17 protein-coding genes are annotated in these 21,294 nt (G+C 33.9%); 5 read left to right on the forward strand and 12 right to left on the reverse strand.

Annotation, left to right across the window (positions count from 1 at the left end):
- Positions 1–492: 492 nt before the first annotated feature.
- The 7 genes from BM211_RS05575 to BM211_RS05605 form a co-directional block, all read right to left on the reverse strand.
- Positions 493–2,226, reverse strand: coding sequence for a DUF4214 domain-containing protein (locus tag BM211_RS05575; RefSeq protein WP_177206882.1), 1,734 nt, complete (start codon positions 2,224–2,226; stop codon positions 493–495).
- Positions 2,227–2,358: 132 nt separating this feature from the next.
- Positions 2,359–3,486 carry a DegT/DnrJ/EryC1/StrS family aminotransferase gene (locus BM211_RS05580; protein WP_177206883.1) on the reverse strand — a complete coding sequence of 376 codons (1,128 nt, stop codon included), beginning with the start codon at positions 3,484–3,486 and terminating at the stop codon, positions 2,359–2,361.
- 83 nt (positions 3,487–3,569) lie between these two features.
- Positions 3,570–4,544 (reverse strand): GDP-mannose 4,6-dehydratase, encoded by a 975-nt coding sequence (gene gmd, locus BM211_RS05585; protein ID WP_090995595.1) that lies wholly within the window; start codon positions 4,542–4,544, stop codon positions 3,570–3,572.
- A 207-nt stretch (positions 4,545–4,751) separates the two neighbouring features.
- Entirely contained in the window at positions 4,752–5,879 is a 1,128-nt protein-coding gene (locus tag BM211_RS05590) for a glycosyltransferase (RefSeq protein ID WP_090995597.1), read from the reverse strand.
- The gene (gene sat, locus BM211_RS05595; RefSeq protein WP_256216868.1) at positions 5,866–7,047 is read right to left on the reverse strand and encodes a sulfate adenylyltransferase; all 1,182 of its coding nucleotides are present in this window, start codon (positions 7,045–7,047) and stop codon (positions 5,866–5,868) included. Before sat ends, BM211_RS05590 begins: the two co-directional genes overlap by 14 nt.
- A gap of 11 nt (positions 7,048–7,058) precedes the next feature.
- Positions 7,059–7,664: an adenylyl-sulfate kinase gene (gene cysC, locus BM211_RS05600; RefSeq protein WP_090995603.1), complete on the reverse strand. Its 606-nt coding sequence runs from the start codon at positions 7,662–7,664 to the stop codon at positions 7,059–7,061.
- An 88-nt stretch (positions 7,665–7,752) separates the two neighbouring features.
- Complete coding sequence (locus BM211_RS05605; protein WP_090995604.1) at positions 7,753–9,546, reverse strand: SLC13 family permease; 1,794 nt, start codon at positions 9,544–9,546, stop codon at positions 7,753–7,755.
- Positions 9,547–10,222: 676 nt separating this feature from the next.
- Between BM211_RS05605 and BM211_RS05610 the strand changes: the two genes are divergently transcribed.
- A complete protein-coding gene (locus BM211_RS05610; protein ID WP_090995607.1) occupies positions 10,223–11,497 on the forward strand; it encodes a glycosyltransferase family 2 protein in 1,275 nt (424 codons plus the stop codon).
- 364 nt (positions 11,498–11,861) lie between these two features.
- On the opposite strand, the gene BM211_RS05615 is transcribed toward BM211_RS05610, so the two are convergent.
- From BM211_RS05615 to BM211_RS05630, 4 genes are all read right to left on the reverse strand, one after another.
- On the reverse strand, positions 11,862–12,833 hold the full coding sequence (locus BM211_RS05615) for a CgeB family protein (RefSeq protein WP_090995610.1): 972 nt from the start codon (positions 12,831–12,833) through the stop codon (positions 11,862–11,864).
- Positions 12,834–12,899: 66 nt separating this feature from the next.
- Entirely contained in the window at positions 12,900–13,205 is a 306-nt protein-coding gene (locus BM211_RS05620; RefSeq protein WP_371261855.1) for a CGEA protein, read from the reverse strand.
- Between the two features lie 289 nt (positions 13,206–13,494).
- Complete coding sequence (locus BM211_RS05625) at positions 13,495–14,019, reverse strand: hypothetical protein (protein ID WP_090995612.1); 525 nt, start codon at positions 14,017–14,019, stop codon at positions 13,495–13,497.
- A gap of 235 nt (positions 14,020–14,254) precedes the next feature.
- The gene (locus BM211_RS05630) at positions 14,255–15,526 is read right to left on the reverse strand and encodes a glycosyltransferase (RefSeq protein WP_090995615.1); all 1,272 of its coding nucleotides are present in this window, start codon (positions 15,524–15,526) and stop codon (positions 14,255–14,257) included.
- Positions 15,527–15,977: 451 nt separating this feature from the next.
- Here BM211_RS05630 and BM211_RS05635 point away from each other — a divergent pair, with 451 nt between their 5' ends.
- The 4 genes from BM211_RS05635 (at position 15,978) to BM211_RS05650 (ending at position 20,220) form a co-directional block, all read left to right on the forward strand.
- Complete coding sequence (locus BM211_RS05635; RefSeq protein ID WP_090995622.1) at positions 15,978–16,634, forward strand: acetyltransferase; 657 nt, start codon at positions 15,978–15,980, stop codon at positions 16,632–16,634.
- A 381-nt stretch (positions 16,635–17,015) separates the two neighbouring features.
- Positions 17,016–18,206: a DegT/DnrJ/EryC1/StrS family aminotransferase gene (locus BM211_RS05640; RefSeq protein ID WP_090995625.1), complete on the forward strand. Its 1,191-nt coding sequence runs from the start codon at positions 17,016–17,018 to the stop codon at positions 18,204–18,206.
- A 39-nt stretch (positions 18,207–18,245) separates the two neighbouring features.
- A complete protein-coding gene (locus BM211_RS05645) occupies positions 18,246–19,211 on the forward strand; it encodes a glycosyltransferase family 2 protein (RefSeq protein WP_141771591.1) in 966 nt (321 codons plus the stop codon).
- Positions 19,212–19,284: 73 nt separating this feature from the next.
- Positions 19,285–20,220: a glycosyltransferase family protein gene (locus BM211_RS05650; RefSeq protein ID WP_090995631.1), complete on the forward strand. Its 936-nt coding sequence runs from the start codon at positions 19,285–19,287 to the stop codon at positions 20,218–20,220.
- A gap of 447 nt (positions 20,221–20,667) precedes the next feature.
- On the opposite strand, the gene BM211_RS05655 is transcribed toward BM211_RS05650, so the two are convergent.
- Positions 20,668–21,294: exosporium glycoprotein BclB-related protein (locus tag BM211_RS05655; RefSeq protein WP_305728495.1), on the reverse strand; the 627-nt coding region annotated here is incomplete at its 5' end.

Consider the following 21,294-nt stretch of genomic DNA (forward strand, 5'->3'; position numbering starts at 1 on the left):
TAGAAATTCAAGTTGAAAAACGACATAAAACCATTCTTTTTCGATGGGCGAGAGCATCTGGCCATGCATAGAAGCGGTCAGGGCCCTTTTTTGCTACATGCAAAATGAAACAAAGAGAGAAAGCAAGCGTAGCCGCCTTTTATTTCTATAGCCGCAATTTATGTATTGGAAAATTAAAATGGATTTATATAGATATGCTTCTTTTTGTATAAGAACTTGGTGAAAGACTAGATTATTAATACACAGAAGGAGGCATTTTTTATAATAAAAAAGAACATAAAGTAAAAGTTCAATTCGTGGGAGATTTACTCTAAAAGTTTATAAAATCAGTGGTGAAAATATGAATGGTATACCTATAAAAAAGCTAATTTCGGATAAAAAGATAAGAGTATGTCATATTATTTGAGAGTTTAAAGCAGCATAGGATGATATGTAAGAATACTTGACTCAGTAAAGTATCCTTACATACATTTCAAATATAAAAACAAAAGGTTACGTACAAATAGTTTTATTAAGAATGTCATAGTATTCCTTTGCGACATCGACCCATCTTCGATTTAAAGCAGTGCTGATAGCAGACTTTTGCTGGATTAACATTTGTTTTCCGTTTTTGTTTAACTCATATATTGCTTTTGATATTTCTTCAACTGAGTACGGATTAAATGAGAAAAAAGCAGACATGTTTGTAACTACTTCACTTGTAACTTCTATTCGGCTAGCGGCAATCGGGGTATCAAGTATAAGTGATTCGAGAATAGGGAAAGGGCAGCTTCCTTCAAAAAGTGTGGGAACGATTGTCCCTAAAGCATATTTGTATAAGGAAGGCATGGTGTCTGACGGAACCCTATTAAGAAAGACAATACTGTTTTTTATTTGTTCATTAGTACAATGCAGATAAACATCTGAAAGATGAATTGGTCTATTACGATAGTGGTCTGTAAACACTAATTTTAAATTAGAAGGTGGCTTCTCAAGGGATTGCTTGAATTTTATAAATGCCTCAATAAGAAGAGAATGATTTTTATGCGGACGAATAACCGATGGATAGACAATGTAATCGCCATATAATTTGTATTTATTTCTAAATGAGCTTTCATCATATATATGATACGCAGTGTATTCTTCTACAGGAGCTGCCAATCTAACAACATGAGTTTTTTCGATAGGTAGCTTTAAAAATTGTAACCCTTCATGGTTTCGTGTAAAGTTAGAAGAGAATACGATGGCAGAAGCTTTATCGACTAATCTGTGGATAAAACGATCCAGACGGTAACAAAACTCATCCGTATTTCCTTGATAATATAATTCTTGAAAGTGTAAGTGGACTAAGTCGTGTAAACAAAGAATAATAGGTTTATCTAAATACATAGCTAATTCTAAGCCGACATATGGCACAATCCATACATCTACAGGTAATTCGGTATTAATGAATTCCATACTGTCAGATGCATAAAAGATAAGTCGCTCAGGGTATAAAAGCACGAGTTGTGAAAATAGATTACGAAGATTACGAAGATTTATTTTATTTGTTACAACATAAATTTTTATGGTTGGATCATACTTAAATAGTCCCTCTGCTAATCTTGTACTAAATCGACCAATTCCTTCCCCTTCTAAATTGGCGGGATAAGCCAATCCTAGGAAAATTCCAATGTTTTTTATACTTTTGTTTTGATCTCGTTCTCTACTTTTTATATGCAAGTTATTGATAGAATTAGCGTCGGTTAGTATTTTTTGAAATTCATTTGTTGTTAGTATTTTCTTTATTATCTCTATTCTTGATTGTTTTGTTTTTAAGCAAACTGATAACTGTTGGACTTCTGTTTTTATTGGGTTACGAGCTAAAAATTCATTGTATAAAGCATGGATAAAGTGTAATGCATTTGATAGGAAGAATGAATGAATGAAGCTACTTATCGTTTTGGAAGCATTAGGAGGAGGAGAGGGAGGGGTTTTTTGGCTGTATAAACCTATCGCCTCTCTGCTTGTCAGGATTGCGATTAAAATTTGTTTTTTGGCTACACCTTTCGCAAGTGTAGTAAAAAAATGAAAGAAACCTTTTTCGTCTGGTTCACGATGCAGTATTTGTCTATATAATTCCCATACAAAATCTTCATGATTAAGGGTCCATATTTGATGCAATAATTCAATAATATTTTTACTATTCGTTTGATTAAGTATGTTGCTGAAATCATTGTTTCTATTTCTTAATCTTACTATGTCCATCGTTCCCATCTCTTTTCATCGTGGTGTATTTATATGAAAGATAGCTGTAGCAAGGAGGTATTTCTATAGCTATTAATGGGATATGTTGTTTTTAAACAAAGGCTCATTATAAGTTTAAGAGAGGGGCATATATCATTTTTTCATGCTTACCTCGCTTAATGCTTCTTTTATTTTTAAGCTAATATATCGAATGTCATCATCTGTTAGGCTTCCGTAACTTGGAACATTAATACCCTGAGTAGAAATACGATTTATTATAGGGAATTCTGATGTTTCCTGTAAATTTTGGTAAGGAGGCAATGCATGCATAGGATAGAAAAAAGGTCTAGTTTCGATTCCTTTATCTTGTAAGCGATCCATTAACAAATTCCGTTCGTTTTCAGTAAAATCTTTACATATTATGCTGAACATCCAGTATACATTTTTAGCCCATTCTTTTTCGATAGGTAATATGAGACGTTGATCATCTTTTAGATTTTGTATATATTGATTAGCGATTCTAATTCGTTGTTGAATATGCCAGTCAATGTTCTCGAGTTGTGCGCAGCCGATTGCTGCCTGAATGTTGGTCATACGATAGTTATATCCTATAACTGGAAACCAATATTTACGTTTTAAGTCTATTCCTTGTGACTTTAAAATTCGAATCTTTTCAGCTATGTGGTCATCATTAGTAGTAATCATTCCACCTTCACCGGTTGTAATAATTTTATTGCCAAACAAACTAAAAGTAGCGCAATTACCAATTGCTCCTGTCATTTTTCCTTTGTATTGCGCTCCTACAGCCTGAGCAGCATCTTCTATAACAAATAAATTATATTTCCTTGCCAATTCTTTAAGAGGGTCCATATCAGCTGGATGACCATAGATGTGAACGGGAATAATTCCTTTTGTATGCGGTGTGATTTTTTCTTCTATCTTCGCAGGATCAATATTCCATGTTGTTGAATCAGAATCAATAAATATAGGAGTTCCTCCACAATAGACGACTGCATTTGCTGTTGCAACGAATGTAAAAGTCGGAATAATCACTTCATCACCTTCTTTAATGCCATATGCTAAAAGAGCAAGATGTAAAGCGGTTGTTCCGTTACTACAAGAAATAGCATGTTTCACGCCGCAATACTGTGCAAATTGTTCTTCAAACTTTTGAATATATGACCCGTTTGAAGATATCCAATTAGAATCGAGGCAGTCTATGACATATTGTTTTTCATTTCCATTTAATATAGGACTAGCGATAGGATAAAATTTTGTCATCAAAATGTCCTCCTTACATAAAAATAAAGTTAAAGTACAAGTCAAGAGGGATAGGTAATATAAAAAGGTTATAAAATCAAATCTCATAATCCTTTTCTTTGCTGTTGTTGTCGTTCTAAGTCGCTATCGACCATCATTGTAATTAGTTCTTTAAAATTCACTTCTGGTTTCCAGCCTAATGCTTTTTTCGCTTTTGCTGGATTTCCTAATAGAAGATCTACTTCAGCGGGTCTCATAAACTTTGAATCTTGAATGACATGATCTTCCCAGTTTAATCCGACGTAATTAAAGGCAGTCTCAACTAATTCTTGGACAGTATGAGTTTCTCCAGTAGCGATAACATAGTCATCTGCATTATCTTGTTGAAGCATGAGCCACATCGCCTTAACGTAATCTCCTGCATAGCCCCAATCCCGCTTCGCATCTAAGTTGCCTAAATGGAGTTTATCTTGCAGTCCCAATTGAATTTTAGCAACTCCATCTGTTACTTTTCTTGTAACGAACTCTAAACCGCGGCGAGGAGATTCATGATTAAATAAAATTCCTGAACATGCGAAAATATCATAGCTTTCTCGATAGTTCACAGTAATCCAATGTCCGTATACTTTAGCCACTCCATAAGGGCTTCTTGGATAAAATGGAGTTGTTTCTTTCTGGGGAGTTTCCACTACTTTTCCGAACATTTCACTACTAGATGCTTGATAAAATTTAGCATCTGGTTTGGTAAGCCGAATTGCTTCAAGCATATTTGTAACTCCAAGGGCAGTTATTTCCCCTGTATAAATAGGTTGAAGCCAAGAGGTTGCGACAAAAGATTGGGCGGCCAAATTATATACTTCATCTGGATTGGAAACTTTAATAGCTTGAATTAAGGAAGCTAAATCACGTAAATCTCCTGAAAGAAATTCAATCTCGTCTTTTAGGTGCTTAATGTTTTCATCGTTTTCTGTTGCAGTTCGTCTTTTTAATCCATAAACTTTATAGCCTTTATTTAACAATAATTCTGCTAAATAAGAACCGTCCTGGCCTGTAATTCCAGTAATGAATGCTTGTTTCATATTTTCACCCCATGCTGTATATAATCAAAACTTTTATCTCCTTTAATCATATGTTTCATATACCTTGACTGCTACTGAAACACCGTTTATTTTCATCATTACATGAATAGGATAGGGAGTACGGAAGAACTCAGTAAAATAGAGAGGCGAAACAATTTTACAATTATTGTTTCGTCTCTCTAGAATAATGAATAGATGATTTATACATTAAATAAATTTTAATTCTGTCAATCGTTTTTCAATCATGTTTCCAATCAGATTTGGTGAAAAATAGGTCATTATGGTCTCTTGTCCTTTCCTTGCGATAAGATTACATTGTGTTTGATTGAAGATAAGTTGACGCATCAAATAAACAGCATGCTCAATATCTGGCTCAGCCCATATTTGATAATGTTTGTAAGGACCGTAATTTCGTTTTATTGGAACGAGGGTATAATTGACAGGATAAGAATTATCTGCGTTCATAAAATCAGTATTACCAGACCAATTTGTACCAATGACTGGTTTTCCTAAATACATTGCTTCTGCTAGTACAAGTCCAAATCCTTCAGAACGGTGTAAAGAGACAACACAGTCAACCGATTGAATTAAGGCATTTACTTCTCCGCGATTTAATGATTGATTAATGAGATAAATATTACGATTATCTCGAATTAGATGCTGAATCTGATTCACTTCTGCAAGATTATAATTTGAATTATTGATTTTTAAAACAAGCCCAACGGAAGAATCATCCTTAGAAAACGCTTTTTGAAATGCTTGAATAGACGCAACTGGATTTTTACGTTGTTGTATACTTCTAGGATCATACATGGAAAGAAATAAAAAGCGATCTGTCGGTAAATTAAAGTATTCACGACTTATACCTTCAGGGCATTCTACTTGGATGCAATGCGGGATACGAGTTACAGGAAGATTTGTTTTTTTGGATACAGATTCTAGTACAAAAGATGAGGGAACCCATACTTCATCGACAAGTTTGAAGCTAGTATACCATTCCCTAGGAAGCTCCGGAAGCTCCCAATGCCAATAACCAATATTGTAGCGACCGTTAAAAAATTGATGTCCGAGCTGCTTATGAGCGGTTGGAAATACATCTGGATTTATATGAAAGATATTCACATCGTGGATAGGAGCGGTTATTTCTTTATGTTTCCAAGAGAAATCTAATGATTTTACATGTGGAAGCGAATAATTAATAATGCCAAATGGAATATTTGTACTTTGAATGGACTTTGCTGCTAGGCGACAAGATTCTCCTAGTCCAAATTCGGCACGTGCATATCCTACTAAATTAATGCCTTTTTTTAATGGCGTTGCTTCAGTTTTTTGCATTGCTTCGCTTCATTCCTTTCATCAACACCTCCGCCACTTCAGGACGAGTAAACTCAGATGGCAAAATTTGTCCGCTACGAAGTATTTCTCTAACTTGGGTACCACTTAAAATAACACGATCAGTATTAGAGTGTGGACATGTTTTGACAGAAGCCATGTTCATACACTTTTTGCAATAAAAACTATGTTCGAAAAATAGTGGTTGAATTCCAATTGCAATGGGATCAAAATTACGAAAGATTTTTTGGGCATCGTATGTTCCGTAATAATTTCCTACTCCTGCATGATCACGGCCGACAATGAAGTGTGTACAACCGTAATTTTTTCTTACAAGCGCATGCATAATAGCTTCACGAGGACCTGCGTAACGCATAGCGGCAGGATAGATAACGAGGCGGGTGCGATTAGCTGGATAATAGTTCTTCAGTAATACTTTATAGCTTTCCATTCGAATATCTGCAGGGATGTCATCTTTTTTTGTTTCTCCGACAAGTGGATTCAATAATAACCCGTCAACGATTTCAAGTGCTGTTTTTTGTAGGTATTCATGTGCACGATGCACAGGATTTCGTGTTTGAAACCCTACGATAGTTTTCCAACCTAAATCGTAAAACATATTTCTTGTTTCTTTTGGATCCATATAAAAATCTTGAAAATTTTTGTGTGAAGGTTTATTTAACAAAGAAATAGGTCCGGCTATATATATATCACCTTGTTCATATAATTTTTTTACACCTGGATGAGCAACTTCTGTTGTACCAAATACGAGTTGTGCTTCTTTTTGTTTATCATAATGAAACATATCTGTTATTTGTATAAATGCATAAGGAATCTTATCTTCTCCGTAAAGAATCACTTCGGTTCCAATACGTAAATCTTTTGCTTCATCTTGTGTGATAGGTAAAGTGATAGGAATTGTCCATGGTGGTCCATTTTTTAAATGCATAGTCATTAAGACGCTTTCATAATCATTTCTATCCATAAAACCGATGAGCGGACTAAAGCCGCCGTTTGCGATTAGTTCAATGTCAGAAATACTCCAAGCAGAGATAGTTAAAGAGGGAAGTTCGTTTACTTTATTTAAATATTCTTCACGCTCCGCTCCTTGTAACTCACGGTTAATTAGTATACCCCCATGAGGCAAAATTGTATCTGTTGGACAGTCCATCATAATCCTCCTTAAATTGATAAGTAGTGATGTTTTTTGAGAAAATCTACGACTTGTATGGCGCATGCTTCAGCTGAGCAATGATTAGAATCAAGAGTAATTTCTGGATTAAGTGGTTTTTCATAAGGGGAGGAAATTCCGGTAAATTCGATAATCTCTCCATTTCTAGCTTTTTTATATAATCCTTTTGGATCTCTGTTTTCGCAATTTTCTAGAGAGCAGTCGATATAAACTTCAATAAACTCGTCAGGATGTACATTATTTCTAACCGCTTCACGCTCGTTGCGGTACGGTGAAATGAATGTTGCCAACACGATAATGCCACAGTCTACAAACAATTTTGATACCTCACCTACGCGGCGGATATTTTCTTTACGATCTGTTACTGAAAAACTAAGATCTTGGTTTAATCCTTTTCGGAGATTATCTCCATCAAGAATATAAGTGGAAATTCCTAATTGATGTAGCTTGCTTTCAACAATATTGGCAATTGTGGATTTTCCAGATCCTGATAAACCTGTAAACCAAACAATGCAGCTTTTATGTTTATGCAAATTTTGTCGATCCTTTTTTGTAATTGAAAAGTGATGATAATATAAATTTGTTTGTTTTTCCAAAAAAATTTCTCCTTTCATATAAAGTAAAAAATGACTTAGTAATCAAGAACGTTTTTATCAATACAAAGTTAGTTTGTGTTTGTTTTATTTACATATAAAACGGCCAAAAGTATGGGATGAGTAGGACAGAAATAATCATGAAAAGGAAACCCAGTGGGAGACCTATTTTAAGAAAATCTACGAATTTATAGCCACCTGCTTGATAAACGATTAAATTTGCTTGATATCCTGTAGGTGTAGCGAAACTAGCAGAGGCAGCGATTGTAATAGCTATAATAAAAGGTTCGGGACTTAAAGACAGTTGTGTAGCAACGGAATAAGCAATAGGGAAAATGAAGGCAGCCGCCGCCGTGTTTGATAAAAATTCGGTACTAATCCATGTAAGTAAATAAATGATAGCAAGTATTGCTGTTGGACTAAATGTTGTGGTTTCGCCTACGAGTATGTTAGCGAGGTAATTAGCGATTCCTGTTTTCTCCAAAGCGCTTGCCATTCCAAGAGATGATCCAATCATGATAAGTAAGCGTAAATCTACATATTTTCTTGCTTCTTGTACTGAAATGGACTTTGTAATGAATAATAAGATAACACTTAAAAAAGAAGCAGTTAAAATCGGTAGAACTCCTATTCCTGCACATAGTATCATAAGAAGGAAGATAAGAAGCGGCATAAAGGAGATCATCTTTTGTTTTCTAGAAGGATTTTTAGGGGAACCAGTTTCGTGGGAAAGAAAGTAAAAATCATTAGAGTATTGGTTCTCTATGAAAAATTTGTTTTCTGATAAAACATATAAAATATCTCCTGTTTTTAACCGAATAGATCCTATTTTAGAGAGGATTCTTTTACCGTTCCGAAAAACAGCAATTACAACAGCGTTGTATTTTGAGCGAAACTGAATTTCTTTAACGGTTCGATTGGATAAATAAGATTGTTTGGATATTACTATTTCTGAAAGAGTGATGACATTATTGGAGGAGTTTTCGAGACTTATTCTAGAACTGAGGTGTAATGTAAAACCCTCAACTTTTTCTAAGTCGGAAATAGTAGAAATGTCTCCTGTAAATAACAAGTAGTCATTTTTATTTAGTATATAATCGCTAGAAATTGGGAGTATTATGTCGTCGCCTCTCATAACTCCAATTAAATATAAGCTTGCAAGGTTACGTAAGTTCGCTTGCTTTATTGTTTTTCCTATAAGTGGGCAACCTAATTCAACTTGAACTTCTGCTAAAAATGCACTTTTATTCTCTTCATCTATTTTGCCGCCTTTTTTGTACTCCGGAAGGAGTTTGCTTCCTATAAATACCATGAATAGAATTCCGATCACAGTACATGGGATACCGATGATTCCTAATTCGAACATAGAAAGTCCATGATTACCTTGTTTTTTTAGTAATGAGTTTACAACAATATTTGTAGATGTACCGAGCAATGTACACATCCCGCCCATACTAGCTGCATATGCTAAGGGAATTAACAGTTTAGAAGGAGCTAGGCCGATTTTTTGCGCCCAATTTTTTATTATTGGTGTAAGAATTACTATAATCGGTGTATTGTTAATAAATGCGGAGAGACTAGCTACAGGTATCATCAACTTAAGAATTGCTTTTTTATGACTTCTCTCATGACCGATTATTAACCGTGGAATTTGTTTGATAAACTCGTTCTTATTAACGGAAGAAGCTATAATTAATAAGGCTCCAATTGTTAATGTTCCTTCATTTGAGAACCCATCTAAAGCCTCAGAGGGAGCTAGAACTCCAAACATCATTAAAGAAACTAGTCCGCTGAACATAACGATATCAGCTGGAAACTTCTCGCACATCAAAACTATAAATGTAATAAAAATAATGAGGAGTGTAATTATACCGTGAATGGTCATATGATTCACCTATTCATAAGTTGTTTTAACTGAGGAATATTGAACATGTAAAAGATATAACAATGACATCTTGGTTAAATCACTTAAAGGAGAGTAGCTTAGAGTAGTGCCTTAATACTTTATCGTACCTTTACTTTCGTTATAGAATACGTAGATGAAAAAAACGTAACTATATCCCAATGTTTTATCAATTCCATTATATAAAACAGTCATTATCTTTATATGTTATTTTTAGTGAATTGACACTGTTTTTGTGAACTTATACATTTGCAAGCTAGATTTGTAGAAAAGAAGTTAGTATTTCTTATTAAGTATGAAGGAGTTGAATTTAATTGAGGAATTTTTGAAAACTTATTTCAATGATAATTTTGTATAAATTATATCAATACTTGAAAATGGTGAGTATGCATCCTTAAACTTTATTTTTTAGTTCTTCTTTCTTGAAATTCCACATAGCTATTGCTGAAAAGGTTTTATTCTTACGTCGAAACATTAGAAAAGCTGTGGAATTTATATAAGTATGTAGTCTACTGGAAAGTAACAAATAGTATGGTGATTAAAAGGTGACAAGTGTATAAAGTATCTGCTAGTTCTATTTAATTAAGAATATTTTTGATTGAGTGAACACATGAATAAATTATGAGTAAAACGATTGACTGTAGAGGAGGGATAATTTTTGAATCCAAAAGTGTCAATCATTCTTACTAGTTATAATAAACCTGCATTAGTAGGAAAAGCGATTGAAAGCGTGTTAAGACAAACTTTAGATGAATGGGAACTTTTTATAATGGATGATCATTCGAATGAAGAAACAGTAAATGTTATTAAACAATATTTAAATGACCCAAGAATCACTTATATAAATAGCTGCATAGAGGACGAGGAACGCTATAAAAAGACGAGGTATGCTGTACTTATCAATAAAGCTATTCCGTTAACAAAAGGAATGTATATTTCTTATTTAACAGACGATACGGTCTATGTTCCGACGAGGTTAGAAGAAATGGTATCTTTTTTCAACATGCACTCTAAGGTAGATATTATTTATTCATCTCAACAAGTGAAAGTTGTAAACAACCAAGTGAAGCTGCTTTCTGAAAGAGTAAGAAGAGCTGAACGTATATTATATCAAGCAGCCAACGTTGTTGATCACTGTTCTGTTATGCATACGCGTGCAATTTTAGAAAAAGTTCAGGAGAAGTATGGGGAGTATTGGGATGAAAGCCCTGTTCATTGGTATAATGGAGATGCGGCTTTTTGGGAGAGATTAAACACCTTTCAGCCATTTCACCCTGTCGATAAAGTACTTGATATAACATATAAAACGCCTTACTCTTTTCAAAATCTATATAGTAATTTACCTATAAAAATTCCGAATGGGACTTTAATAATGGGAGGGAAAGAAGAGATTTTTTTGATTGATCAGCAGCAAAGAAGGGTCATTACAAATGAGATGTTTACGTATTTTAAGTACAAATTAAAGAAGGTTGTTATGATACCTGATCCTTTTTTATATAGCTATGTAGAAGGGACTCCTATTGATGATCCAACTATTATTCCCAATTTGCGTATCGTTCAAAATGAACAAAATAAATTTTTTTATCTCGAAAATAATAAAAAAAGACCAATAGTTAATACTTTTGCTTTTCGTAAATTTAAATTTTCTTTCTATGAAGTTATTAAAATAAACTCAACTTTACTAGACCATATACCTCAAGGATTACCAATCTATCCTATTTTATCGCAGAATACTTGCTTGCCGGAAAATAAGGTATTTATATATAATAATCAATGTTCCATTACAATGAATTGTAAGCTTCATCTTATCGATAAAAAAATATTGAAAAAGCTTAATCTTTTAAATGATTGCATATATGTTTCAAGAACTGAGATGGAGGGGTTTGAAAAGGGCGAATCCATTAGTTTGTATTTTAAAAGATTTCTTAAATAGCACCAGCAGTTTTTCTTTTTATAAAATTGTTAATTCCTTCTCTTACTCTCAATTTTGATTTCGCAGTTGTACAATATCTTTAGCTTCTTACAAACACCGGATTTTTATCCCGCTATTCGTGGGCAGTAAGACCACCACCTCAAGATTCGGAGAAAAGCGAAGAAGATAGGTGGGGGCTAAATGCTGGCATGTGCCCGATTGGTGAAACTTCTATCAGTGGGGGATGAAGAAACCCCCACTGATAGAAGTTTCACTTTATAGAAAATGAAAAATCATCGGTAATACAACCGATGATTTGAAGCTAAATAAATTAGTTATGCTATGGGCATGAATAACTATATGCACATAGAAGGAAGGAAAGTTATCAAACCGTTTTTGAAGCAATCTTAATCATGTTCCTAACTCGATGACCAAATGTATGTTGTTCTATCACTATTTTTCGACCTTTTTGGGCGATAGTCTTCCTTTGCTCTTCGTCATCCATATAGATACCTAATTTGTGTAAGCAATCCTCGTAATCTAGATAAGATATCATTTCTTCTTCGGTAAAGAAGAAACGGAGATCGGACTTTTCTTCTATTAGTTGAAAAGCCTCACAGGATGCAATATCAAATGTTCGGTTATTTATACTTTCGCTAATAACTCCATGCGTATTTTGGTTAAGCCAAAAATTATGAGTTCGATGAGGATTTAACACAATTTTAGCTCCATTATAATAGTAAGAGATCTTTTGTGGTTCAATCCATGTATCTTTAATGATAACTCTCGGGTTGTCTCTCCATTTTTTTTGTAGTCTGTTATACCAACCTTTTCCAACGAGTGTAATTTGATATTTAGTATTTTCTAAAAGAAAATGAATAAAATTTACCCTTGTAGGATATGGATATCCTACAAGAAGTAAATCACTTTTGTATATATTTTCAACAGGAAGAGGCTTAAAGATTGTTGCATTTGTTCCTAATGGCAAATGGAAGACATTTGGATGAATAGATTGATAGTGCTTGAGAGCACCATTATCAATGGTAAAAATATAATCAAACCTATGAATCATTTGAATAGTTTTATCAATATAAAAAGGATCCTCGGTCAGCCAGCATGCCAGTTTGATATCATTTTCTTTTAAATATTGAATAGCTGATAAGGAGAGATGATCTCCTAATATTGTTAAAACCAGCTGTGGCTGAAAATTAGCAACAATCATCTTTAACTTCTCTATACTCTCTAATGGATGAAAGTGAAGCCATTCATAATCACTATTACTTAGCCCAGCTTTTATACTTTGATCAAAATATTCGTAAATTCTTGGGTAGCCGGAAGAGATATATAATAATTTCACCATGCACCACCAATTAGAGTTTTATTGCATAAAAATCTCTTGAGCAGTTGTTACTGAAAAATTAGATTAAAAGCGATCTTCTTGTTCTCCAAAAACTAATGTTGAGGCTGTTGGACGATCTCCACCGCCTCCTGGAATTTCTGGACTGTACGAGACACTTTCAATATCGTTGCATCCGAGTTGCAGAATAATAGTAGAAATAGGAGTCGTCATGTCTTCCTCTAGTAATGTAACTACACAACTTTGTGGGTCAAAGAATGCAAAAGTAGCAGGTCCATACATATGACCTGATTTACCTACAATGGTTACAACAGTTCCTGGGAGTAATGTAGACAATATAAAGCATGCGCTTCCATCACATTTTTGTGCCATAGATAAATATTTCCTCCTTTTAATTCATATAATGTTTTAGGGTCCATGATGAAAGTTGTACAATTTTATTAGCTGATAGAACAATTGTCTCTCCAAATAAGAAAACTCGTGGAAAGAGGATATTTTCTATAAACCCTTTGAAACGATTGATAGAGAAATCTAGGCTTCAGAAGCCTAGACCGATGATATATTGAATTGTAACAGACATAGCTGAACCCACTATATTCAGAATAATAAATGTAGTGAAATAATGAGAAATGGGAAGTTAGTATTTTCTCTGTATAAGTAGTTAAACAACTTGTATTGCTCGTAGAGAAGCGAATTGAACCTGTGCAGAATCTAAATCTAGTTTGTCCCAGATAACATCAACGCCAATGATAGTACCAGTAGTTGCTTGGAAAAGAACGGAGCCAGTTAATATATCAGCAAATCGACCTGTAAATCCACTGCCGCCGGTACCTGGAATCGCTTCAACAGTTGAATCTGCCACCCTAGAGAATGAACCAGGAATTTGAGCAGAATCGGTAGTAGAGGTTAATACACCAGTGAAGTCGACTAAGTCAGGGGGAATAATTGAAAAAGGAATATTGAAAGTTACAGTATAGTCAATTTGATATACACCAGGTACGTTAATCAATAATCCATTCGTTGTATTTACTGTATTATTAAGTGGACCGCTTGAAGGAAAAGTTATAGTATTTGTGCCATTAGCCAATGTTTGTGCTGCTTCAGTAAATATAAATCCATATGCTGGGGGAGGCGGTGTGGGGAAGTCAACGGGAAATGCCGGAGGGCAATTGAAATGGTTACTCATTTTTTCACCTCTTTTAAGTTTCTTAATACATTTAATGAAATAACAAGCTAAATTGTTATGGATAAGTCCCTATTTTTTTGAAAATAGAGACTTATTTGTTGCTGTAGACGTAGCAAGGATTGTATGAATTTAGAGGGGAATAGTATAAGGGTGCTGGAGAATTTATAAAAATATCCATGTTGCACTAATGTACGATCAATTTTAAGAAGCGCTTAATTGCCTAATTTTTCATATATTATTCATAAAACTTTGCATTTTGTTCTACATATGAAGCTATATTCGGAGGTAATTGTTTTATTTTGGCTTCAAGACATTTCTGAGCAGTGCGGCCTAATTTGCGTTTACTTTCGTTATAATAGGCACATATAGAAATTTCATAATCAAAAAGATAATCATAGACGTGATAATCTACAAATAGAATATCGTCTTTCGGAAAAGGGATTTCTTTCCCTTGTAATGAATACATCAAACTGACGTTATTTTTAGATTTATATCGATATAGTTTTGCAAGATGGTATAAAGGCTCAGCCCTGCTAGGTCTGTATTCCCAGGAATCTTGAAGATAAATAGTCGCAAGGGCAAAAAACTGTTCTTCCTGGTCAACGAGGTTAGTTATTATGGATTGATTAAGAACTGAATTCTCTTTTATGGATTCTTGGATTAATTGTTCGCGTTTAAAAGAACATTGATCAGCTAAGCGTTCGTAACAGAGACCTATTTTAAATAAGGAGTAAAATACTTCTTCTCCCCAACCACCGGCATCCACTCTTTTTTTATACCATATGATAGCTTCCTCTAATTCATTGAGAATAGATAATGTTTGTGCTAAGTAGAACATGTATCTAATTTTTAAATGGATTGGTGTTGTTTGATTATTAATCCCTTCTAAAAGTAAACGTTTATCCCGTTCAAATTTATCACTTCTACTGCCGCCGTCTGCTTGATCATAGATAATTAAGCTATCAAGCTTTCCGGTTGTATAAGAGGAAGCCCCTCGATTAGCCCCTAATTTAGAATAATCTATATCCCAATATTCATGTGTAACCCCAACAGATGTCCAAGGTAAAGATGTCTTGAGTAGGCGACTCAGCCAATATTTAATGTTGCTATCATATTGCATAGTAAGGTAATGATCCTTATTTAAGGTACACTTATCAAAGTGAGACTGAACCTCTAAGATCATATCAGCATCAAGCAGCAATAAATAATCAGCCTCTGGATACGTTGCTTGAGCTAACTGTACAGCTAAAGTTCGATTATATCCAAAGTTTTTAAAAGGTTCATGATGCACAGTACCAAGTATTTTATTTTTGTTGCACCAATTTTTAATGATTTCTGGTGTGTTATCAGTCGAACCTGTATCACAAATCGAAACAAAATCAATAATTGATTTCGCAGAATCTAAACATCTTTCTATAATTTTTGATTCATTTTTTACAATCATACAAAGGCATAATTTCTTTTCTGATTTTTTATGTTGAAGTGTTTTTGATATGTCTTTTACCATTATCTTTTCTCCTCTCTATCGTGCTGATAAAGATTGTATTAGCACATGTAGATATGAGTGTAGATTATTCGAGCGAATAATAGAGGTACGTTAGATTTATCATATGCTGTAAACATAATCTATGTGAAGGGAGGGGGCAGTTCATTTCCATTGTTAAGTATTCATAATAAAGAAACGAAAAGCATAAATAATTATTATAAGTATGTATATAAACCCAAATTAAAAACCTGACATAAACTCTTTTTCTTTTTAGATGGTCGAGAGCGTCTGGCCATGCATAGAAGCGGTCAGGGCCTTTTTCTTCCACGTGCGAAGTTCAAACAAAGAAAGTAGCCAGTTATTTTTTGTTCAGCATGGCGGCAACTGGTGTGTTGGAAAGTCAATTTATATATATAAATTAAATTGTGAAATATGTTAATTATCTTTAGTGACATATGAGGAAGTGAAGAACGTGAAGAAAATTGTTGTTTTTGGTTCAGGAGGTCATGCTAAGGTTGTTATTGATGTTATTCGACGAGCTGGAGATTATGAGATTTATGGAATAGTTGACGGTTTTCGTTCACAAAATGAAATGATTTACGGTTGTGAAGTAATAGGTGATGAATCCAGTCTATTCCCTATTAAAGATCATATCCATGGGGGAATTGTAGCTGTAGGAGATAATTGGATAAGAAGAAAGATAGTGGAGCAAGTAAAGGCTATTATTCCAGATTTTTTGTTTATTTGTGCTATTCATCCATCCGCTATTATTAGTGAAGATGTAATTATTAGTGAAGGAACGGTAGTAGCAGGCGGATCTGTAATTAATAGTAACGTGCGTATAGGAGAACACTGCATTGTTAATACAAACTCTAGTATAGATCATGACTGTGTAATTGATAATTATGCGACTATCGCACCAGGTGCTACTTTGGGAGGGAACGTTAAGATTGGGGATTATTCTGTTGTTTCTTTAGGAGCAAATGTAATTCATTCCATTACAATAGGAGAGCATACTGTAATTGGTGCCGGCGCTACGGTTGTAAAAGATATCGGCTCTTATGTACTTGCGGTTGGCGTACCAGCAACAAAAATAAAATCTAGAGAAAAGGGAGATAAGTATCTATAAATTCATAGAGAAGTCAGGTTGTTTTCTAGTTTTCACTTTTTAAAGCTTCCGTCATAATTGTTTGTTCGCACTGTGAGAAAGTATTTTTAATTAAATGGAAACATAATTGTTAAGGGACATGGTAAGTGACTATATATGAATTATGACTTTGTTGTGGCAAAACATGTATAGTGCAAATAAATTGTAACAACATTATTTTTAGTGAAAACTGTATTTAGGAGGTAGTGGTTGTGTGATAAGAGGGTGTCATAATTACAATATGATTTATGATCGTACATGAAATGATTCCAAAAACCTAAATATTTTACTTAAAGTAGAATTAGAGCGAAATTACATATGTATAAAAGGGAGAATTGATAATAGTGGTAGTATAGAGCTATTATGAATGAACGTTCAAATTATGAAAGGAGGCTGAATATTATCGAAATTAAAAAGTTCTCTAAACCAATTTATGTTACTTCCCCTTTTCTTCCTCCATTTCAAGAGTTTTCTCGTTTAATAGAACAAATTTGGGAAAATCGATATTTAACAAACAATGGACTGCTGCATCAACAATTTGAAATGGAAGCAGGGAAATATTTGGGTGTTGAAAAGAATACACTATTTGTAAATGGGCATATGGCACTTGATATTGCAATTAAATCTTTGCGGTTAACAGGAGAGGTGATTACAACACCTTTTACATTTGCCTCAACAACCCACGCCATTTCCATGAATGGATTAACTCCAGTATTTTGTGATGTAAATAAACATGATTATAATTTAGATGTTTCAAAAGTTGAATCGTTAATTACTGAACATACTTCGGCAATTATACCCGTACATGTTTTTGGCACTCCTTGCGATGTTTATGAAATTGAAAGAATAGCAAAAAAATATAATTTAAAGATTATATATGATGCAGCCCATGCTTTTGGTGTAAAAGTAGACGGAAAAGGAATTGGCGTATTTGGCGATATATCTATGTTTAGTATGCATGCAACAAAGGTTTTTCATTCTATTGAAGGTGGAATACTTACTTATCATGATGAAATATTATCAGAAGCATTAAATCAGCATAAAAATTTTGGGTATAAAAGTTCGGGAGAGGTTAGCTTAGTCGGTTTAAATGCTAAAATGAACGAATTTCAAGCGGCGATGGGTATTTTGAATCTCCGACATATAAGCGAAGAAATGAATAGAAGAAAAAAAATAACAAGTATGTATCGTAATCAATTAAAAAGTATTCCTGGTATTCGCTTTATAGAAGAAATGGAGAATGTCCAATATAATTATTCGTATTTTTCCATAGAGGTTGATGAAGCGAGCTATGGATTAGATCGTAATCAATTATATGAACGTTTAATGTCGTATAACGTATTTACAAGGAAATATTTTTCACCATTAACGAGTGATTTTATCTGTTATAAAGATCAATATGACTCAGGGAAAACACCAGTTGCGAAAGAGATAACAAATAAAGTTTTAGTATTACCACTATACGGAGAATTAAAAATTGGAGATGTAGAAAAAATTTGTATGATAATTAAAACAATCCCGGAACTAGTTGAGTTGGAACGGGAGAAGAATTAGGAGGAAGTAAGAAAAAATGTTTAGGAAGGAATCGTGATTATGAGCAATTTAGATAGTAATAAACAAATAGATAAGGTAATAAATTATGCCAATTCTCTTCCAAAAGTAAATGTTATTATTGCAGCTTACAATATGAAAGAGTATTTAAAAGAAACTGTCGATAGTGTGTTACGTCAAGATTATCCCAATTTAGAAATTATTGTTGCTGATGATTGTTCAATTGATGGTACACAAGATATGATGAAACGGTATGACGAGAATCCGAAAGTTAGATATATTCGAAATGAAGTGAATTTAGGTTCGAGGATGAACGGCCGAAAATTACTTCATGAACATGCAGATGGTAAATATATATTGTGTATTAATCACGATGATTATCTTACGCAAAATAATTATATTAGTAAGGCTGTAGCTTTGCTTGAAGAAAACCCTAATGTCTCGCTTGTTTTTGCTAATTTGCATTTTTTGGATGTTGATTCAGGAGATCTCAGACCAATTACACAAGATATACCTACGATTACAAAAGGTAGTGATTACTTTTTAAACTATGAAACTGGTAGTTATCCTCATATAACAAGTATATTAACATCGGTATTTAGAAGAGAAGATGCTATTCGCATGCGCTGCTTCATGGAAAAATCAGAATGCCAAGATCTATTTTTGTATTTGAAATTAATGCTAATTGGTGATGTTGGATTTATTACAGATCATGTTGGTGTGTATCGTTTCCATAAAAATAGTTTAAGTTTTAACATGCCAACTGAGGGGGATTATGGAACGATTGAAGATTTTGAAGAATTATATGTTTATGCATTAGAGCTAGGTTTAGAGAAAAGTCAATTAGCTGAGTGGTTAACTATACGAGTATATAAATATGTGAATTGGCGCTTTGAAATAATGTGGTTCAATAATCAAAAAAGTAATGCATTACAACTGCTAACGAGCATTTCAGAAAAGCAGCCCCTTGTATTTTATTGGATTACAAATCGTCTACATTGGGAATAGAAGTATAACGCTTAATTTTTAATGGAAGAAAGTACAATCTACATGAAAAATAGATATAAGGTGGAGATAATAAGTGGAAAAATTTAACTTATTATTAATTATTAGAAACTATAGTAGGTGGATTCACACGGCGCCTTTTTATCTTCAAGAAGAACTTTCAAAAATTACAAATTTATTTGTGTGGAATGAAGATGGCGACATTTCTAATATTCTTAATACTATTCATTTTAATCCTGATTTTATATTCATCTACTTATTTGATACAGAAGCAAATGCTCCAAAAATTACGGGACTCCGTAATTTAAAAATTCCATATGGAATATATATAGAAGATTTACATCACAATCCTGCTAAAACATATGCCGCAATAAAACATGAAAACGTTGAGCATATATTTACATGTTATAGAGATGCTTTTCATAAATTTTATCCCGATTTTTCTGATAAAATCAAATGGTTTCCTCATCATGTCAATATTGAAATCTTTAAGGACTATGGTCAAAAAAAGGATATTGATATGCTATTAATGGGAGCAGTCATTCCGTATTATTATCCGCTAAGATGTAAAATCCTCGAAACTTATCAAAATGAAGCAAATTTTCTATATCATGGACATCCAGGCTATAGAAATATTGATAATGAAGAATTTCAAAACGTATTTGTTCGCGAAAGTTATGCAAAGGAAATAAATAGGGCAAAATTATTTTTTACTTGTAATTCAATATATGGATATACAATTCTAAAATACTTTGAAGTACTAGCATGTAACACTTTATTACTTGCCCCAAGTTCAGATGAGATTTTAGATTTAGGTTTAAAGCCAGGGGTGCATTTTGTTGAAATAGATGAAAATAATTTTATAGAAAAGGCGAATTATTATTTAGCACATGACGAAGAACGGGAAGAAATTAGTAAGAATGGATTTGAACTTGTACGAGAAAAGCACTCAACTACTCAACGGGCTCAACAACTAAAAGAGATGATTCATGAAATATTAAAAGGAGGATAACCATTTGAGGCCTTAGTTACAGGCGGAGCGGGAGTAATTTCTACTTATGTTTCGGAAAATTAAAATGAATATATATATAAATCCAAATTAAAACCCTGACATAAACCCCTTTTCTTTTTAGATGGTCGAGAGCGTCTGGCCATGCGTAGAAGCGGTTAGGCCCTTTTTCTGCCACGTGCGAAGTTCAAACAAAGAGAGACAGAAAGTTGCAGGTTATTTTTTGCTTGACATGGCGACGACTTGTATGTTGGAAAGTCAAGGTGGATTTATATATAATTTATTTCATGATTCCTTAATATTGCGAAATGAGCTCTCATTCTCATAAGAAATGTTACATCCTCATCATAATGTTCAAGATTAGTATTGAAAGATAGAAAAGGCTTAGAAATAAAAACAGGCTGTGGAGAAGGATTATCCACAGCCTACTTTTGTTGAGGCATTATAGCTTTAGTAGTCAATTGTAATGCCGGCACTTGCATAACCTGTCACAGTCGTAACAAGACCCAACGTACTGACTGAAGTTACAGTGAAGACCATTAATAAACGATCTCCAGCATTTACAGATGCAGTCAATCCAGTAAGAGAATTAAAGAGATTTTGGAAAGTTCCAATTGGTCCTGTAATGTTTGGATTTAAAGTGACAAGAGTAGAAGGAATTGCATCGAAATCATTGTCGTTAGGATTTGTATTTCTATATACCTGCGCTCGAACTGTTGCACTAGTGCCAAGGTTGACAATTGCTATAGCAGAAAGGTGTGCATAGACTGATGTGATTGTGCCATTACGTGGAACCACAAATGATTCATTTGCTATCCCAGCAAGTGGTAGCGTTAAAGTAGTATTCGGATCCGCTCCTAAAATACTTACACCAGGTACAAAAGATCCAAAGCCAATTAGACTTCCAGTACCTAGCAATCCACCAGCAAGAGTAGTCAGCACAGCGGGGCCACCTGATGCGAATGGAATGATAGAAGAAGGTCCGGTCGGTCCAGTCGGTCCAGTCGGTCCAGTTGGTCCAGTCGGCCCAGTTGGTCCAGTCGGTCCGGTTTCGCCAGTCGGTCCAGTCGGTCCAGT

The sequence above is a fragment of the Bacillus sp. 491mf genome (genome assembly GCF_900112415.1).
Taxonomy (GTDB): Bacteria; Bacillota; Bacilli; order Bacillales; family Bacillaceae_G; genus Bacillus_A.